Source organism: Aeromonas sp. R3-1, from assembly GCF_040908345.1.
GTDB classification, from domain to species: domain Bacteria; phylum Pseudomonadota; class Gammaproteobacteria; order Enterobacterales; family Aeromonadaceae; genus Aeromonas; species Aeromonas veronii.
On the sequence record NZ_JBFODN010000052.1, the window covers coordinates 1 to 14,187 of the forward strand.

17 protein-coding genes are annotated in these 14,187 nt (G+C 55.0%); all 17 read left to right on the forward strand.

The genetic code is table 11. The features are described from left to right. Positions 1 to 1,056: flagellar biosynthesis protein FlhF (gene flhF, locus AB5Y85_RS02905; protein WP_368221172.1), on the forward strand; the 1,056-nt coding region annotated here is incomplete at its 5' end. 1 nt (position 1,057) lies between these two features. Further along, positions 1,058 to 1,933, forward strand: a complete 876-nt coding sequence (locus tag AB5Y85_RS02910) for a MinD/ParA family protein (RefSeq protein WP_368221177.1) — start codon at positions 1,058 to 1,060, stop codon at positions 1,931 to 1,933. After that, positions 1,926 to 2,645, forward strand: coding sequence for an RNA polymerase sigma factor FliA (locus AB5Y85_RS02915; protein WP_047439647.1), 720 nt, complete (start codon positions 1,926 to 1,928; stop codon positions 2,643 to 2,645). The genes AB5Y85_RS02910 and AB5Y85_RS02915 overlap by 8 nt, the downstream gene beginning before the upstream one ends. Before the next feature lie 111 nt (positions 2,646 to 2,756). Next, the gene (cheY, locus tag AB5Y85_RS02920; RefSeq protein ID WP_013723552.1) at positions 2,757 to 3,140 is read left to right on the forward strand and encodes a chemotaxis response regulator CheY; all 384 of its coding nucleotides are present in this window, start codon (positions 2,757 to 2,759) and stop codon (positions 3,138 to 3,140) included. Positions 3,141 to 3,152: 12 nt separating this feature from the next. Beyond that, positions 3,153 to 3,893 (forward strand): protein phosphatase CheZ, encoded by a 741-nt coding sequence (locus AB5Y85_RS02925; protein WP_005353668.1) that lies wholly within the window; start codon positions 3,153 to 3,155, stop codon positions 3,891 to 3,893. 11 nt (positions 3,894 to 3,904) lie between these two features. After that, positions 3,905 to 6,088 carry a chemotaxis protein CheA gene (locus AB5Y85_RS02930; protein ID WP_368221174.1) on the forward strand — a complete coding sequence of 728 codons (2,184 nt, stop codon included), beginning with the start codon at positions 3,905 to 3,907 and terminating at the stop codon, positions 6,086 to 6,088. 32 nt (positions 6,089 to 6,120) lie between these two features. Next, positions 6,121 to 7,236 (forward strand): chemotaxis response regulator protein-glutamate methylesterase, encoded by a 1,116-nt coding sequence (locus AB5Y85_RS02935; protein WP_113740463.1) that lies wholly within the window; start codon positions 6,121 to 6,123, stop codon positions 7,234 to 7,236. A 2-nt stretch (positions 7,237 to 7,238) separates the two neighbouring features. After that, positions 7,239 to 7,976, forward strand: a complete 738-nt coding sequence (locus AB5Y85_RS02940; RefSeq protein WP_005343988.1) for a flagellar motor protein — start codon at positions 7,239 to 7,241, stop codon at positions 7,974 to 7,976. Between the two features lie 2 nt (positions 7,977 to 7,978). Further along, positions 7,979 to 8,899: a flagellar motor protein MotB gene (locus tag AB5Y85_RS02945; protein WP_257687272.1), complete on the forward strand. Its 921-nt coding sequence runs from the start codon at positions 7,979 to 7,981 to the stop codon at positions 8,897 to 8,899. A gap of 4 nt (positions 8,900 to 8,903) precedes the next feature. Continuing rightward, positions 8,904 to 9,698 carry a ParA family protein gene (locus tag AB5Y85_RS02950; RefSeq protein ID WP_005353663.1) on the forward strand — a complete coding sequence of 265 codons (795 nt, stop codon included), beginning with the start codon at positions 8,904 to 8,906 and terminating at the stop codon, positions 9,696 to 9,698. Continuing rightward, positions 9,695 to 10,567, forward strand: coding sequence for a chemotaxis protein CheW (locus AB5Y85_RS02955; protein ID WP_257687273.1), 873 nt, complete (start codon positions 9,695 to 9,697; stop codon positions 10,565 to 10,567). Before AB5Y85_RS02950 ends, AB5Y85_RS02955 begins: the two co-directional genes overlap by 4 nt. Positions 10,568 to 10,636: 69 nt before the next feature. After that, the gene (locus tag AB5Y85_RS02960) at positions 10,637 to 11,125 is read left to right on the forward strand and encodes a chemotaxis protein CheW (RefSeq protein WP_005298836.1); all 489 of its coding nucleotides are present in this window, start codon (positions 10,637 to 10,639) and stop codon (positions 11,123 to 11,125) included. A gap of 28 nt (positions 11,126 to 11,153) precedes the next feature. Beyond that, the gene (locus tag AB5Y85_RS02965) at positions 11,154 to 11,531 is read left to right on the forward strand and encodes a DUF2802 domain-containing protein (protein ID WP_005362036.1); all 378 of its coding nucleotides are present in this window, start codon (positions 11,154 to 11,156) and stop codon (positions 11,529 to 11,531) included. A gap of 198 nt (positions 11,532 to 11,729) precedes the next feature. Further along, complete coding sequence (gene ccmA / locus AB5Y85_RS02970) at positions 11,730 to 12,374, forward strand: cytochrome c biogenesis heme-transporting ATPase CcmA (RefSeq protein WP_005362034.1); 645 nt, start codon at positions 11,730 to 11,732, stop codon at positions 12,372 to 12,374. A 4-nt stretch (positions 12,375 to 12,378) separates the two neighbouring features. Continuing rightward, on the forward strand, positions 12,379 to 13,047 hold the full coding sequence (gene ccmB, locus AB5Y85_RS02975; RefSeq protein WP_005353658.1) for a heme exporter protein CcmB: 669 nt from the start codon (positions 12,379 to 12,381) through the stop codon (positions 13,045 to 13,047). A 170-nt stretch (positions 13,048 to 13,217) separates the two neighbouring features. Continuing rightward, positions 13,218 to 13,958, forward strand: a complete 741-nt coding sequence (locus AB5Y85_RS02980) for a heme ABC transporter permease (protein ID WP_021229891.1) — start codon at positions 13,218 to 13,220, stop codon at positions 13,956 to 13,958. A gap of 2 nt (positions 13,959 to 13,960) precedes the next feature. Continuing rightward, a complete protein-coding gene (gene ccmD, locus AB5Y85_RS02985) occupies positions 13,961 to 14,167 on the forward strand; it encodes a heme exporter protein CcmD (protein WP_257687274.1) in 207 nt (68 codons plus the stop codon). Positions 14,168 to 14,187 lie beyond the last annotated feature (20 nt).

The window sequence follows — 14,187 nt, forward strand, 5'->3', positions numbered from 1 at the left end:
GCCAATGCAGCGCCCAGAACATTGGCCGAGCAGGGGCAGTGGGGCGCAGCTCCCGAACCTGCCAAGCCCAAGGCCCGGGTTGCGTCCGGCCAGCGCCCCCCTCAACCTGCCCAGCGGGATCAGGAGATGGAAGGGATGCGCAAGGAGATGGCCAGCATCCGCAAATTGCTGGAGCACCAGATCTCCGGACTGATGTGGCAAGAGGTGGAGCGCCGCGAACCGATGCGGGCCCTGTTGATCAAGGAGCTCAAGAAACTGGGCTTTGATGATGCGTTTGCCGATCAACTTGCGGGACTGATCCCCGAAGATATGTCCATCCATCAGGCGATGGCCCAGTTGGCCGAGGTGCTGACGGCCCAGCTCAAGATCAGTGAGGACGAGATCATGCGTCAGGGCGGCGCGGTTGCGCTGCTTGGCCCGACCGGGGTGGGCAAAACCACTACCATCGCCAAGCTGGCTGCCCGTTTCGCCATGAAGTATGGCGCCGAGCAGGTGGCGCTGATCACCACCGACAACTACCGGATTGGTGCCCATGAACAGCTGCAGACCTATGGCCGCATCATGGGTTGCCCGGTACGGCAGGTGCGTGATGCCGAAGAGCTGGCCAATGCCCTTTATCAGTTCCGCCACCGTCGGCTGGTACTTATCGATACGGCCGGGGTTGGCCAGCGGGATATCCGCCTGACCGAGCAGCTCGATACCCTGGTCAAGAATGCCAAGGTGCGGATCCGCAGTTATCTGGTGATGTCGGCAACTTCCCAGCGTCGGGTGATGCAGGAGGCGGTTGACCATTTCCGGCGTATTCCATTAAGCGGCTGCATACTTACCAAATTGGATGAAAGTCTGAATCTGGGCGAAGTGATTAACGTGTGTATCCAGAATTCATTGCCCATCAGCTATATCACTGACGGACAAAGGGTTCCGGAAGATATTCAGGTTGCCAATGCGGCGCAGCTCGTCGGGGCTGCCATGGGCTCGCTGGAGCGAGAAACAGAGGAGCCCTATTTCTGGGGCGCAGGCTTTGGCGAGGCCGAAGATTCGGAGTTTTATGAGTAACATGTATATGGATCAGGCGAGTGGTCTGCGCAAAATGCGTCAAAACAATCGAGTAAAAGTAATCGCCGTTTCCGGTGGTAAAGGTGGCGTGGGCAAGACCAACGTGACCCTGAACGTGGCCGGAGCCATGGCTGCCCAAGGCAAGCGGGTGATGGTGCTGGATGCCGACCTGGGTCTGGCCAACGTCGACGTCATGCTGGGGCTGCGGGTTCATCGCAACCTCTCTCATGTCCTGGCGGGTGAGTGCACCATCGATGACATCATTGTCGAAGGCCCTTACGGCATGATGATCGTGCCTGCGACCTCGGGCACCCAGTCCATGGTCGAGCTTTCTCCGGTGCAGCATGCCGAGCTTATACGCGCCTTCAGCGAGATGAAGACCCAGGTCGACATTCTGCTGGTGGATACGGCTGCGGGGATCTCCGACATGGTGCTGAGCTTTACCCGAGCAGCTCAGGACATCATGGTGGTGGTCTGCGATGAGCCGACCTCCATCACCGATGCCTACGCCCTCATCAAGATCCTCTCCAAGGATCACGGCGTGTTTCGTTTCAAGGTGGTGGCCAATATGGTGCGCAGTCTGCGGGAAGGGCAGGAGCTCTTTGCCAAACTGACCCGGGTCACGGATCGTTTCCTCGACACTTCGCTGGAGCTGGTCGCCTGTGTACCTTATGACACCAATCTGCGTGCCGCCGTGCGCAAGCAGAAGCTGATTTTCGAGGCGTTTCCCAAGTCGCCGGCCGCACTGGCGTTCCGGGCCCTTGCCAACAAGGCTGCGAGCTGGCCGGTTCCTAACCAGCCGGGCGGCCATCTGGAGTTTTTCCTGGAAAATTTGTTGCAGAAACCGGCCACAACACAGGAAGGTTCCCGTGAATAAAGCCCAAGCGTACTTGCGTCATCAGGATTCCTACGTGCTGGTGGAGCGTCATGCTCCCCTGGTCAAGCGAATTGCCCAGCATTTGTTGGCTCGCCTGCCCAGCAGTGTCTTGCTGGATGACCTGATCCAGGCAGGTATGATTGGGCTGCTTGAAGCCTCCCGCAACTTTGACGGTAGCAAGGGGGCCAGCTTCGAGACGTATGCCGGGATCCGCATCCGAGGCGCCATGCTGGATGAGATCCGGCGTGGTGACTGGGTACCCCGCTCTGTGCATCGCAACAGTCGCGCTATTGCAGAGGCGATCGAGAGTGTCGAGCAGACTCACGGGCGTGACGCGCGAGATACCGAGGTTGCTGCCGAGATGGGGGTCTCCATCGCTGATTACCATGCGATGCTGCAAGATGTCTCCTGCGGCAAAATTATCGGTATCGAGGATCTGGGGGTCAGCGAGGATGTGATCGGTAACCCCGATGATGCTCCTTCAGGCTCGGGATTCGATGAATTGGCTGCCGAGCGATTTCAGATTCAATTATCCGAGCAAATTGGTCGTCTACCAGAGAGAGAAGCTTTGGTTCTCTCTCTTTACTACGATGAAGAGCTGAATTTGCGTGAAATTGGCGAGGTTTTGAATGTCAGCGAGTCGCGTGTGAGCCAGATCCACAGTCAGGCAATGCACAGATTGCGTGCTCGTTTGAGAGATTGGCATCTATAAGTGTTTGTACTGGCTACACTGAGATGAAACTCTAAGGCATAATCCGCACGACACAACCCGTTTTTAGCATCATGTAAGTGAGCCACTCTGGTGGCTATTTAGGAGGGAATTTTGGACAAGAACATGAAAATCCTCATTGTTGACGATTTTTCAACGATGCGCCGGATTATCAAGAACTTGCTGCGCGACTTGGGATTCAACAATACCCATGAGGCGGATGACGGCAATACAGCGCTGCCGATGCTGAAAAATGGTGATTTTCAGTTTGTAGTTACCGACTGGAACATGCCTGGCATGCAAGGTATTGACCTGCTTAAAGCCATACGTGTTGATGAGAAGCTCAAGCATCTGCCGGTACTGATGGTAACCGCTGAAGCCAAACGTGAGCAGATCATTGAAGCCGCCCAAGCTGGCGTCAACGGTTACATCGTCAAGCCCTTCACCGCAGCAACGCTCAAAGAAAAACTCGACAAAATTTTCGAACGAATTGGCTAAGGAGCTGCAGGGATGATGGCCAAAACGAGAGCAATGATTTCGCTCGACCAGGCAAGGATGCTTGTTGCTCATCTGGAGCAAGGCGAATTTGAGCTGGCCGATGAACTGCTTGCCGAAGTATGTGCCCCCAACGCAGCCGATCTGTTTGAAAAAGTAGGTCAGCTGACCCGACAACTGCATGATTCACTTCAAGAATTTCGCCTCGATCCCCGTATTCCCGATTTGGCTACTCATGACATTCCAGATGCTCGGGAACGTTTGAGCTACGTTATCGATATGACCGACAAAGCGGCCAATCGCACAATGGATGCGGTGGAAGCCAGTTTGCCGATAGCGGATCGCCTGAATGACAATATCCAGCTGGTGATGCCGAACTGGAATGCCCTGATGTCTCGTGACATGAGCGTGGGGCAGTTCAAATCCTTATGTCACCAACTTGATGATTTTATTAAGGCTTCAGAGTCTGATGCCGATAAATTACGGCAACTGCTGACAGAAATCCTGATGGCACAAGATTTTCAGGATTTGACAGGTCAGATGATCCGCAAGGTCATCAAGCTTGTTCAGGAAGTTGAAACAAAATTAATAGAAATGCTGACCATGTTTGGTGAGGCTTCTGCTGAGCATTCAACTCGTAGTATTCCTGTCAACGGGATTGAAGCAGAGGGCCCTATCATGAACCCCGAGGCTCGTGCCGATGTGGTCAATGGTCAGGATGATGTGGACGATCTGCTGTCTAGCTTGGGATTCTAATGGAGTGACGCATGGCCTTCGAAGTTGATGAAGACATACTGCAAGACTTTCTGGTCGAAGCATCCGAAATATTGGAACAGTTGTCTGAACAACTGGTCGACTTGGAAAAGCGGCCCGATGACAAGAACCTGTTGAATGCCATCTTTCGCGGCTTCCATACCGTGAAAGGGGGGGCAGGTTTTCTGTCGCTCGGTGAACTGGTTGATGTATGCCACGGTGCGGAAAACGTGTTCGATATCTTGCGTAATGGCAAGCGAACTGTTACTGCGGAGCTGATGGATGTGATCCTGCAAGCGCTGGATGCCATCAATGTCATGTTCGCCCAGGTTCAAAATCGCGAAGCACCCAGCCCTGCGTCAGATGATTTGCTTCATGACCTCCATGAATTGTGCAAGCCAGAAGGGGAAGAGCAACTGCGCACTGCTACCAGTGCGGCTGCGGCTGTAGAATCTGAACCGGCAGCACCGGTAGTTGTTGAAGAAGTTGCTCCAGAAGTTGTTGAACCCACAGCCATCAGCAGCGAGCCTGCTCCTGTCAATGGCGGCGGATCGATCGATGAAATTTCTGCAGACGAATTTGAACGTCTGCTGGACGAGCTCCACGGCGTGGGGGGGGCACCGACCAAGACGGCTGCAGCAGCCCCAATAGCGGGTGGCTCTGGCGATATCACTGATGATGAGTTTGAGGCCTTGCTGGACCAGCTCCATGGCCAGGGACAGCACATGGGGGCGCCAGAGGTGAATCCTCTGAAGTCCGTGCAAAAAGAGGTGGACGAGCTTATCGATGATGATGAGTTTGAACGCCTGCTTGATGAATTGCATGGTCGTGGTCAAGGGCCTCAGAGTACTATGGCACCTGCCGCACCTGCCGCACCTGCCGCACCTGCTGCGGTGACTCCGCCCAAACCGGCCACTCCTGTTGCCAAACCAGCACCGGCAGCCCCCGCAAAACCCGCTGAAGCAGCCAAGGCACCAGCGCCTGCCGCCAAGGCTGCGCCTGCGCCAGCAGAAAATAGTGCCGTGCAAAGCGATACGACGGTGCGGGTGGATACCAAGACCCTCGATGTCATCATGAACATGGTCGGTGAGTTGGTACTGGTTCGTAACCGGCTGGTGAGCTTGGGTATTGCCAGTAATGATGAAGAGATGTCAAAGGCGGTTGCCAATCTGGATGTGGTAACGGCTGACCTGCAAGGTGCGGTGATGAAAACCCGCATGCAGCCAATCAAGAAGGTATTTGGTCGTTTCCCGCGCGTGGTACGTGATCTGGCCAGAACCCTTAAGAAAGAGATTGAGCTGGTGATGGTGGGCGAAGAGACAGATCTGGATAAAAACCTGGTGGAGGCGCTCGCCGATCCTCTGGTTCACCTTGTTCGCAACTCATGCGATCACGGGGTCGAAATGCCGGATGTGCGGGAGAAAGCGGGCAAACCGCGGCAAGGGACGATCACCCTTAGCGCCTCCCAGCAAGGTGACCATATTCTGCTTTGCATCGAGGATGATGGAGCAGGGATGGATCCTGAGAAACTCAAGTCCATCGCAATCAGTCGCGGTGTTCTGGATGCAGATACTGCCGCTCGCATGAGCGACAACGATGCCTATAACCTGATCTTTGCCCCGGGCTTTTCAACCAAGGCCGAGATCTCCGATATCTCTGGCCGTGGTGTCGGAATGGATGTGGTTAAAACCAGCATTGTCAGCCTCAATGGATCGGTGCACATCGATTCAACCTGGGGGAAAGGTACCCGTCTCGAAATCAAGGTTCCGTTGACGCTGGCCATTCTGCCAACTCTGATGGTGGAAGTGGGTGAGCAGACCTTCGCACTTCCCCTTGGTTGTGTGAACGAGATCTTCCATCTGGATCTGAAAAAGGCCAACATGGTTGATGGCCAGCTCACCATCATTGTGCGCGAGAAGGCGATACCGCTCTTCTATCTGCACAAGTGGTTGATTCGTGGCGCCAACAAGCGTTCACGTCAGGATACCGGACATGTGGTGATCGTGCAGATTGGCACTCAGCAAATCGGGTTTGTGGTAGACAGCCTGATTGGTCAGGAAGAGGTGGTGATCAAGCCACTCGATAATCTGCTGCAAGGCACCCCTGGCATGGCCGGTGCGACGATTACCAGTGATGGCGGAATTGCTCTTATTTTGGATGTGCCGAGTCTGCTCAAAGCATATGCGCGTAGACATTAATAGCTCAGGCCCAAGGAGTTAGAAAAACAACAATGGCAGTCAAGGTATTAGTTGTCGACGATTCGAGCTTCTTTCGCCGTCGGGTGAGCGAGATCATCAATCAGGATCCCATGCTGACGGTGATTGATACTGCCCAGAATGGACGTGAGGCGGTGGACAAGGCGATGTCGCTGCGCCCTGATGTGATCACCATGGACATCGAAATGCCCGTGATGGATGGCATAAGTGCGGTGCGGGAGATCATGGCCAAGTGCCCAACCCCCATTCTGATGTTCTCCTCCCTGACCCATGAAGGGGCCAAGGCTACGCTTGATGCGCTGGACGCCGGTGCACTCGACTTCTTGCCCAAGAAGTTTGAGGACATTGCCAGAGACAAAGATGAAGCGGTCAGACTGTTGCAACAGCGGGTTAAGGAGATCTCCCGCAAGCGCTTCCTGATGACATCCGCTGCTCGCCCCAAAGCACCTGAACCGGTTGCTCGTGCTCCTCTGGGCAGCACAGCGTCCAGAACTCCTGATCGTCAGCCTGACCTGCAACGCACTGTGCCAAGTGCTTCATTCAAGCGTAGTGGCAAGAGTTATCAGTTGGTGGCGATCGGTACTTCTACCGGCGGACCTGTTGCTTTGCAAAATGTGCTGACCAAGTTGCCGGGGGATTTTCCCCATCCCATCCTGCTTATCCAGCATATGCCAGCCACTTTTACCGCCGCGTTTGCTGCCCGCCTCAACGGGTTATGTCAGATTGGCGTCAAGGAAGCGGAAGATGGCGATGTGCTTAAACCAGGGCATGCCTATCTTGCTCCTGGTGGCAAACAGATGCTGCTGGAAGGTCGTGGTGCAGGGGCCCGCATTCGCATCGTGGATGGCAACGACAAGGTCAATTACAAGCCTTGTGTGGATATCACTTTTGCCTCTGCGGCCAAAACCTATGCCGACAAGGTATTGGCGATTGTGTTGACCGGTATGGGCGCAGATGGCCGTGATGGCGCCAGACTGCTGAAAGAGCAGGGATCAACCATCTGGGCTCAGGATGAGGCTTCCTGCGTGGTATATGGTATGCCCCAAGCAGTAGCCAAAGCGGGGATTGCCAGCGAATCACTCCCTCTGGACAAGGTGGCCCAGCGTATTCTGGTTGAGTTGGGGCGCTAATCATGGGCTTGCTCGGTCTGCTCCTGGCATTGGGGGCTATTGCCATTGCCCAACTGTGGCATGGCGGCTCCCTTTTGACGCTGGTGGACGGCCCTGCTTTTTTGATCGTGCTGGGTGGTACCGTCGGTGCCGTCACGTTGCAGACCCCAGCCAAGTACATCTTGCTGGCGTTGCGCCAGCTGTTATGGATTTTTACCCCTCCCCGCCAAGATCTCGCGACGCAGGCCGAACGGTTGCAGTCGTGGGCCGTCTTTGCGCGCCAGCAAGGGCTGCTGGCCCTTGAAAATCAGGCTGAGCAGGAGGAAGACAACTTTACCCGCCAAGGGCTTGGTATGATTGTCGATGGGGTCTCCACAGAGGATATCCGTATGCTGCTGGAAGCGGACATCGATATCGAGCAGGAGCGCAATGAACATGCCGCCAGGGTATTTGAAGCTATGGGGGGGTACAGTCCGACCATCGGGATCATCGGTGCCGTGCTGGGCCTGATCCAGGCCATGTTTCATCTCGAAGACCCGTCAGCACTGGGGGCGGGTATCGCAGTGGCATTTGTGGCAACCATCTATGGAGTGGGGTTTGCCAACCTCATCTACCTGCCAATCGCCAACAGGCTACGCGCATTTCACTATCACTATGCACTCTTTCAGGAGATGACCCTGGAAGGGCTGCTGGCTATCGCCCATGGTGAAAACGGCTTGCAGGTTGAACGCCGACTCAGGGCCTATTTGAAAGGAGAGTAGCCATGCGCAAGCGCTATCGGTTGCACTTGCAGGGTCGCGAGCATCTTGACCGCTGGCTGGTCTCCTATGCCGATTATATGACGCTGATCTTTGCCTTGTTTGTGGTGCTCTACTCTGTTGCACTGGTGAATAAGGACAAGTATCGCGCGGTGATTGATGGTATGAGCCAGGCGTTCAGAGTCATGCAGTCTGGCGGCAATGGCTTGCTTGAAGGGCAGAGTAATTCCCTGCTGGATAACCCGGTATCTGCTTCTCCATCATTGCTGGAAAGCCCAGCATCCCCCTCTCCTTCACTTGCTCCTATTTCTGGTGTGCCAGTGCTGCAAGATGGCGCGACACTTGCAAAACTCGATATGCAGTTGCAACAGAGCATGGGCTCGCTGGTGGATGCCGGTATCGTCAAACTGACGCAAGATGAGAATTGGCTGACGATAGAACTTAGTTCCGGGTTGTTGTTTGGCAGCGGTAGTGCCTTTTTGGGACCAAACGCTGCACCGGTCATTAATACTCTTTCAAGTATTCTCAAACCGGTCGATAACTATGTAAGGGTTCGGGGTTATACCGATAACCAACAGATAAATAATGAAATTTATCGTTCTAACTGGGCGCTTTCTGCTGCTCGGGCCGAAGCGGTACTCAATGGTTTGATTGCAGATGGGATCGCCCCCCAGCGTCTGGCGTTCGAGGCATATGGCGAGTTTTCCCCCTTTGCTGACAACGGCAGCGAGCAGGGCAGACTGCAGAATCGCAAGGTTGTGGTCGCTATCTCCAAGTTTGCCTGGGTGCCGCCAGCACCTGTGGTTGCAACGCCTACGGTAGTTGCTGAACCGGTTCCTGCTGTACAACAGGCGGTGGATGCAGGAGAGATAAAGGTGATCACCTTGCCCGGTGGTGGCATACGCATAACAACAAGGCAGGATTGATACAGTGATTGTTTGGACGGTTGCCAACCAGAAAGGTGGTGTGGGTAAAACCACCACAGTGGTCTCGCTTGCGGGGATCCTGGCCCAGCGTGGCCAGCGGGTGCTGTTGATTGATACCGACCCCCATGCTTCGCTGACTGCATATCTTGATTTTGATTCAGATCGCCTGGATGGAACCCTCTATGAGTTGTTTCAAGCTGTCAAACCGACAGCCGAGCTTGTCAATAAACTGACGCTCAAGACCAAGTTCGAAAATATCAACTTACTGCCAGCATCTATTACCTTGGCGACCCTTGATCGGGTGATGGGCAATCGTGAGGGGATGGGACTGGTACTGAAGCGGGCACTGCTGCGCATTCAGGAGCAATATGATTACGTGCTGATCGATTGCCCGCCAGTACTGGGGGTGATGATGGTCAACGCGCTGGCTGCCTGCGATCGCATTCTGGTGCCTGTCCAGACAGAATTTCTGGCCCTCAAGGGGTTGGAGCGGATGATGAAAACATTCGAGATCATGCAGCGTTCCAAGCGTGACAAGTTCCGTTATACCGTGATCCCGACCATGTTCGACAAGCGCACCCGTGCCTCTCTGATGACCTTGAAGTCGATCAAGGATCAATATGGAGATTCAGTGTGGAATGCGGTGATCCCTATTGATACCAAGTTTCGGGATGCCAGCTTGCTGCATATCCCCCCGTCTATCTATTCTCCCGGGAGTCGTGGAACCTATGCATATGAAACGCTGCTCAATCATCTTGATGCCCTTGAGCGGCAACGGGTTCATGAGGTGACGGCATGAGAGATACCATTCAAGTTCGGGCGATGGATGACTATTTCCATTCCCTGCTGCTCGATGAGCCGCTAGTGCTGGATGAGGTGGAAGAGGTTCAATCTGCCCCTGTTTTACAGTTGCAACGTCAGCCCCAAAGCGTCCCCGAGGTAGTCGCCGCACCTTACCTCGAAAGCGATCCACGGCTTGCCCAACTTGGTGAGCTATTGGCTCAGGTGGGACAAGTCCAGTTCGAAAATGATGCCTTCACCCAGGAGATAACACTCACCGCACCGCTGGAGATTGTGGCGGAGGAGTCAATGTTGCCGGTAGAGCCTGAATGGCCTGCGGAGGCGCTGCTCCCCGAGGTTGTGGAGCCCCATACTACTATCCTGACCGAGACGGCGCTGGAGGTTGCTCCGGTAGAGGCCAGTGAACCGGTTGCCTGGGAAAATATCGATACCGGCAAAGAGTTTCAGGCCCTTTTCTTTGAAGTCGCGGGCGTGACGTTTGCGGTGCCGTTGACCGAGCTGGGTGGTATTCATCAGCTGGGTGAGATCACCTCCCTGTTTGGCCAGCCTGGCTGGTACAAGGGGATCATGACCTCCCGCGAGCAGAAGATGAATGTGGTCGATACTGCCCAGTGGGTCATGCCGGGTCAGCATCTCGAGATGGATGATTACAAGTATTTGATTATGCTTGGTGAATCGCCGTGGGGATTAGCCTGCCATCATCTCAAAGGGACTGAATTGTTACACCGTGACCAGGTGAAATGGCGCCATCAGGAGGGCAAGCGCCCCTGGTTGGCGGGCATGGTCAAAGAAAAAATGTGTGCCCTGTTACACGTCCGCGAACTGCTCCTGTTGCTGGAGCGTGGGGTTAACATAGAAGGTCGCTGATAACTTCTGCAATCGAGCTGTTTTATTGCTAGTTTTAGCAGTAGACGTTTTCATAAAAGGAATAAAAACATGACAGAAAAGCGCAATATTGCACAGAATCTGGCCGAAGATGAAGTGCTGCAATGGGTAACCTTCCAACTGGAAAACGAAACCTACGGCATCAATGTGATGCAGGTTCAGGAGGTGTTGCGCTACACCGAAATTGCACCGGTGCCGGGTGCGCCGGAGTACGTACTGGGGATCATCAACCTGCGTGGCAATGTGGTGACTGTCATCGATACCCGTTCCCGTTTCGGTCTGCCTTCCGGTGATGTGAGTGAAAACTCCCGGATTGTGATCATCGAGGCCGAGAAGCAGGTGATCGGCATCATGGTCGACAGCGTGGCGGAAGTGGTTTATCTGCGTTCTTCCGAGATCGATGCGGCACCTGCGGTCGGTACTGAAGAGAGCGCCAAGTTTATTCAGGGGGTGAGCAACCGCGATGGGCAACTGCTGATCCTGGTTGACTTGAACAAGCTGCTCTCCGATGAAGAGTGGGAAGATATCGGTTCCCTCTGATAAGTAAGGTGATGTTTTGATAATCGAGATGGTTGCCTTGGGGATGTCCCTGATTGCCTTGGTGTTTGCCTCTTATATCTGGTTCAAGAGCAAGCGCAGCAAGCAGGAGTCCGAGGCCAGTGTGGCAACCCTGCAAGGTCAGTTGGAAAGCTTGCGCAAGCAGATGATGGAGCTCCATACCGGTGCCATTGGCATGGGTCAGCGTCTGCAGTCGGTGGAAGGGGCTATGCAGCAGGTCAATGAGCGCCAGCAAGAGCTGACCATGCAGGATCCCGAACGCAGGCTTTACAGCCGAGCGGCAAAGATGGTCGAACTGGGCGCCGATCTTGATGAAGTCATGAGTGAGTGCGAGTTGCCAAAGGCAGAGGCTGAGCTCTTGATATCGTTGCGAAAAGGTCGCTCTTGATGATTCAGGAAGGCAATTGCCTTCCTGAATTTTATGGCGTGCAGCCGCTTGTCCCCCAGCTGTGTTGAGCAGGCGTTTTCTACCATATTTTCTTTGTGATCCCTGTCGCCAGTCAGTTCAATTGTTGCATCTTTGAAAAGACGTATTCCAATACTGTGTTAAGATGCAGACCGCTTCATTTTCTCTGAAAAAATCCCCATGCTGCTTCAAGTTAACAATCTGAGCTGCGTGCGCGAAGATCGCACTCTGTTTGAACACCTCTCTTTCTCTGTTGCGCCCGGCGATCTGGTGCAAATTGAAGGGCCCAACGGGGTCGGCAAGACCAGCCTGTTGCGGTTGTTGACCGGGCTGTCGCAGCCGTTTGCCGGTGAGGTGTGCTGGAATGGGGAGAATATTCGTCACTGTCGTGATGAGTATCATGCCAATCTGCTCTATCTCGGCCATCAGCCCGGTGTCAAAGCGGCGCTGACCCCTTTTGAAAACCTGAAGTTCTACCAGCAGTTGCATCACCCGCAGCAAACAGAGATCGACTTGTGGCAGATATTGGCCCGGGTAGGGCTGGCCGGATTTGAAGAGAACCCGACCGGGCAACTCTCTGCCGGCCAGCAACGCCGGGTGGCTCTGGCCAGACTCTGGCTGTCACAAAAACCGGCGCTCTGGATCCTCGATGAGCCCTTTACCGCTATCGACAAGCAAGGGGTCAAGGTGCTCGAGCAGCTCTTTCTGGCACACGCCGAGCGGGGCGGCATGGTGATCCTCACCACCCATCAGGATCTGACCCTGATGCAGGGACGGCTGAAGACTATCTCGTTGACCCCCTTCGCATCGACATTGCAGGAGTAACGCCATGTTGCGCGCTGTTATGCACCTTATTCACCGTGAACTGCTGATGGCTCTGCGCCAGCGTTCCGATATTCTCAACCCGCTCTGGTTTTTCCTCATCGTCATCACCCTGTTTCCGTTAGGGATTGGCCCTGAGCCCAAACTGCTGGCCCGTATTGCCCCGGGGATTATCTGGGTGGCGGCGCTATTGGCGGCCATGTTGTCGTTGGAGCGGCTGTTTCGCGATGACTTTGCCGATGGCGCGCTGGAGCAGATGATGCTGATGCCGCACCCGCTGGGCTTGCTGGCGCTGGCGAAAGTGGTCGCTCACTGGCTGCTGACCGGCTTGCCGCTGCTGCTGATCTCTCCCTTGCTGGCGATTTTGCTGTCGCTGGATATGAACACCTATCTGGCTGTCGTCGCGACGCTGGCACTGGGCACTCCAGTATTGAGCCTGCTCGGCGCGGTCGGAGTCGCGTTGACGGTGGGACTGCGCAAAGGCGGGGTGCTGCTTAGTCTGCTGATCCTGCCGCTCTATATTCCGGTACTGATTTTTGCCACCTCAGCCATCGATGCCGCGGGGATGAGCTTGCCCTATGGCGGGCAGCTTGCCATTCTGGCCGCCATGCTGGTGGGGGCTTTGACACTGACGCCGCTGGCTGTGTCGGCGGCGTTGCGGGTCAGCCTCAACTGATGGCCGTGAGCTGAACCGGATTTGGCTCCGAACGGAGTCTTTTTACAAAAAATAATGTTGCGATGGATCAAGGAGAGTGCCGCTTATTGCTTTCGGGGTATTTGATGCTGCCCTGCGGTCGGTATGGTAGGCCTCGCCAAACGATTAATAACAAAAAGGTTTTGTGAGCTATGTGGAAATGGTTGCACCCTTATGCCAAACCGGAGCGTGCCTATCAGCTGGCAGGCACGCTGTTGCCCTGGTTTGTGGTGATTAGTCTGCTCTCGTTTGTGATCGGTACTGTCTGGGGCCTCGCGTTTGCGCCAGCGGATTACCAGCAGGGAGATTCGTTCCGGATCATCTATATCCACGTGCCTTCCGCCATTCTCTCCATGGGAGCCTACTCCACCATGGCGGTGGCCGCCTTTATCGGCCTGGTGTGGCAATTGCGGATGGCGGACATGACGGTTGCAGCCATTGCGCCGGTCGGCGCCGTATTTACCTTTATTGCCCTCTTTACCGGTGCCGCCTGGGGCAAGCCGATGTGGGGAACCTGGTGGGTCTGGGATGCGCGGCTCACCTCTGAACTGATCCTGCTGTTTCTCTACCTCGGCGTGATTGCTCTCTACAACGCCTTCAGCGACAAGGTGGTCGCTGGCCGTGCGGCCGGCATTCTGGCACTGGTTGGGGTGATCAACCTGCCCATCATTCACTACTCGGTGGAGTGGTGGAACACCTTGCATCAGGGGGCTACCATCACCAAATTTGACAAACCCTCCATTTCACCCGAGATGCTCTGGCCGCTGTTGATCATGATCCTGGCGTTTGCCGCGTTTCTCGGGGCCCTGACCCTGATGCGTTTTCGTAATGAACTCCTGATGCGGGAGTGGCATCGCCCCTGGGTCAAAGAGATTGCAGAGCAGGAGAAGTAAGCATGCACTTTGCCTCTTTCAGTGATTTTATGGCGATGGGCGGTTACGCCTTCTATGTCTGGCTCTCATTTGGCCTGACGCTGGTGTGTCTGGTCGGCATCATCATTTCTACCCGCATGAAAACCCGCAGCCTGCTCGCCGAGTTGCGCAGCAAACAGGCACGTGAGGCCCGTCGCATGGCGGCCCAGCAGATGGAGAACACCCTATGAACCCGAGACGCAAAAAACGC